This window comes from Azotobacter armeniacus, from assembly GCF_054779355.1.
Map to the genome: position 1 here is coordinate 1 of NZ_BAAGYK010000111.1, position 3,237 is coordinate 3,237.

Annotated in this window: 3 protein-coding genes and 1 pseudogene; all 4 read right to left on the reverse strand. The window is 55.7% G+C overall.

From position 1 onward, the window contains the following. Positions 1–197: 197 nt before the first annotated feature. Positions 198–1,349, reverse strand: coding sequence for a polysaccharide biosynthesis/export family protein (locus tag ACYVD0_RS14720; RefSeq protein ID WP_460427500.1), 1,152 nt, complete (start codon positions 1,347–1,349; stop codon positions 198–200). A 168-nt stretch (positions 1,350–1,517) separates the two neighbouring features. Further along, a complete protein-coding gene (locus ACYVD0_RS14725) occupies positions 1,518–1,763 on the reverse strand; it encodes a hypothetical protein (protein ID WP_460427498.1) in 246 nt (81 codons plus the stop codon). A gap of 308 nt (positions 1,764–2,071) precedes the next feature. Beyond that, on the reverse strand, positions 2,072–2,815 hold the full coding sequence (locus tag ACYVD0_RS14730) for a class I SAM-dependent methyltransferase (protein WP_460427499.1): 744 nt from the start codon (positions 2,813–2,815) through the stop codon (positions 2,072–2,074). Positions 2,816–2,838: 23 nt separating this feature from the next. After that, positions 2,839–3,237, reverse strand: a pseudogene (locus ACYVD0_RS14735) (glycosyltransferase family 2 protein); the annotation flags it as partial.

Consider the following 3,237-nt stretch of genomic DNA (forward strand, 5'->3'; position numbering starts at 1 on the left):
TTGGCGTCGGGTCGCATCATGGTGGCTGGCTCCAGAAAGAAATCGGGAGCACAGCATCGGCGGGCCATTACCTCGGTTGAAGATGGGGTTCATGGAGCGCTTTCAAATCGATCATCCAGGTTTCCCGATCGATCAGGCCCTCCTGAGTGAGCCTGATGTGCAAAAGCGCTAGGACCCGCGCATGACAGATCATTCGACTATCGACCTCGGATATCGTCCTCCAGATCAAAGCCGGTATTAATGAATCTGGCCGAGGGGAACAACTGACTGATGAAGCGGTTCCAGCGAGTGATGCCGGCGGCACCGACGAACACCACGTCCTGTGGCTCGAGATGGAAATGTGAGGCCAGCACCAGGGCGGTCGGCGACTTGGCATCCAGCTGGAAGACTTTGGCCGTTTCCCGTTCGAGATCCCTCACACCGCGTATCACGTAGACGGCCTGCGGATTGGAGGTTTCCTGGCGTAGGCCCCTGACCGAGCCGATCACCTCGGTCAAGGTCATACTGCGGCTCCTGAAGGGCAGTGGTCCGGGCACGACGACCTCGCCCAGGACGAAGACTCGCCGGCTGTCGTTGGTGGGCAGGTGCAACTGGTCGCCGTCCTTCAGGTAGATGCGCTCCAGTTCCGAGCCGCCGCGGTTCAGGACGTCGAGGTCGAGGCGGTATTCACGACCATCGCGCTTGAGGATCAGCCTGGCGACGTCGGCATCCCCGGTTCTTATGCCGGCCTGGCCGATGGCCGCCGGCAGCGTCAGCGGGACGGTGGTCAGGGGCAACGGTCCGGTGGTGCCGAAGGCCCCGGTGAGAATCGCCCGGCGGCCGCCGAAGCGGGTCACGGCAACATCCACCTGCGGGCTTTCGATGTAGCGGGCCAGCCGCGTAGCAATGGTGTTGCGCAGTTCCTCGATGGTCAGGCCGGCGGCCTCGACTTCGCCGATGTAGGGGTAGAACAGCCGGCCGTCGGGACGCACCAAGCGTCCGTTGGCGTCGGGTGCCTGCTGCGCCCCCGCCGGGGTGGTCAGTTCCGGGTGCTCCCAGACAGTGATGCTGAGCACGTCGCCGATTCCGATCAGGTAGGGGCCGGGGGTGTAGCCGGTCAGTTCGGGCGGCAGTCCCTCGACGACGCGGGCGGACTCCTGGGCGATCACCAGGCTGGGGGTAATGGGCACCAGCTCGAAGCGGGGGCTTTCCGGCAAGCCCATGTGAGGAAGATCTGAGGTGTCGAGATGCTGCCCGGGGGCGAATATGCAGCCCGAGAGGCTGATGACAGCTGCGAGGACGAAGGCGAGTGTGCGATGCGCGGACGAGTTGCCGGCGGTATGCAGGACGGACAAGGCAAATCCCTCCATGGGCCGTGGGCCGCTGGTATGAAGATCCGTTTCCAGGCGATCGATGGGTGGACTCGGGGCCGGGGAGCCGTGGGACAGGGTGCCATGATGGACCTTCATGAGGTGCCGCCACGCGCTATCGGAGCCGCAGATGCCGTAACCGACCGGCTGCATCGACCGCCGGGGACGCTAGCGGGTACCCGAGGTGCCCGTCGTGCCGTTGGTGCTAAAGGCGGCAACGGCGGAACCGACCCGTAGTGCACTGTTCAGGCCCGGCAGGTGAGCGGCGGGGGGCAAGCTGTCCGGTATGCGCGGGGCCGTGGTGGAGGTGTCTGGCGCGGCGGATGCCGGGGTGGGCGCGTCTGCCTCGTTGGCAATGGCCAGGCCAAGAAAACTCAGCATCAAGGCGAGCAGGGCGGGCAGGGATGCTTTCATGTTTCAGGCTCCATCGCAGGAAAAGGAGGGCCCTTCACACAACGTGGGCTACCAAAGGCTAGGCTGTGTCGCTGCCGGCCGCAAACCCGTGGGATGATTTTCCCCTGGCAGTCGGACAGGCGTCTGCCCGTGGGCTTGCCGATGCTTGTGGGATCAGTAGGGTTTGCTGTTGGGCCGGGCCTCGTGCGGGGCGAGGAGGTGCATCCAGGCGGGAGTTGTATGGCAGCTGGCCGGTAGCCCCGTTGAAGTTAATAAAATTTATGAATATTCAAGGCCTCAAGACTTTCTGAGCAGCCTTTTCTATTACATTAATGCGGCTTTTCTACGATTAAGAAATATCCTATAGGGAAATTTCTACTTGTGGCTTCTGATACCTTCTTTCCGAATTTGGTTCTTATGAAGCCCAACGTGAACCATTGAGTGACAAGCGCAAATGGCCGTCCCAGCTTTGGCAGTTGAAGAATATTTTTCGCAAAAATGTCGGTCATGATTTCCATGGCTCCGCCCATAGGCTCAAGCTGGATCAGCTTCAGCTCAGACGTCTCCACGAAGCGCCGCAGTGCAAATTCTGTATATCTATAGTAATCATGAGGCTTTTCATGAAGCCAATAATAGAAAGGGACATTCATTATGATTTTTCCTTCCATTGACAAAACTCTGGTCATTTCCTTCCAGAGTTTTTCTGGCACAGGTATATGCTCCAGTACGTCTGAAAGTATGATGGTGTCAAACTCACTGTCATTGAAGGGAAGATTTTTTGTTAGATCTAGCTCATAATCCAGGTGCTCGTTCTTGTGAACTGTGTTCCCCCAATCAACACAAATATTGTCTGTCACAAATTTTCTATACGCTGCATAAAGGGGAACTTTTCCACAACCTAAATCTAATAATTTGCCCTTGGCATGTTGCTTAAGATTGTTGTCGTAAAATCCCGCAATAAGGTCGGTAACCAATCTTGAACCGATGCTAACTTCTTTTGGGTCTCTCGATGCAATGAGCTTTCCTTTCTTATAGATGAACTTGCTCGATTTCCACTTTTCTTGGTTTCGCATTTCATCAAGCTCCTTGTGCTCCTTTAAATATGAAGATTTTTTCTTAGAGATCTCTTTATTGCTAGTAGTTCTGGGAAAATGCAGAGCGCAATAGTTTTTGCTTTTCTGGGTTGTAATTTCGTTCTTGCAAATAGAATTGCCAATTTCTTTCTTGTATGATAGGGAAGGCTGTCTCCGTAAGCCTGTCTGCCTGTTGTTGATGCAGTGGTCAGGATAAATTGGATGAATTGATTCAATGCTGCTCCTGCTTCGCTATTTTCTTTGGCCAAATCAAGTTTCAGGAGCTCTTCTGCAACGACGAAGAGTCCATTTACATGTTTTTCCTGTTTTTTTTGCGTCATGATCGACTCAGGCCGGACGCGTCTGTTGTAGAGCTTGTCAGGAATGCAGGTGATCCTTGTGTGTTGGTTTTCAAGGAGAAG

Excerpts from the sequence above, each read along its gene's own strand:
- ACYVD0_RS14720 (WP_460427500.1), bottom strand. The coding sequence starts at position 1,349 with ATGGAGGGATTTGCCTTGTCCGTCCTGCATACCGCCGGCAACTCGTCC.
- ACYVD0_RS14725 (WP_460427498.1), bottom strand. The coding sequence starts at position 1,763 with ATGAAAGCATCCCTGCCCGCCCTGCTCGCCTTGATGCTGAGTTTTCTT.
- ACYVD0_RS14730 (WP_460427499.1), bottom strand. The coding sequence starts at position 2,815 with ATGCGAAACCAAGAAAAGTGGAAATCGAGCAAGTTCATCTATAAGAAA.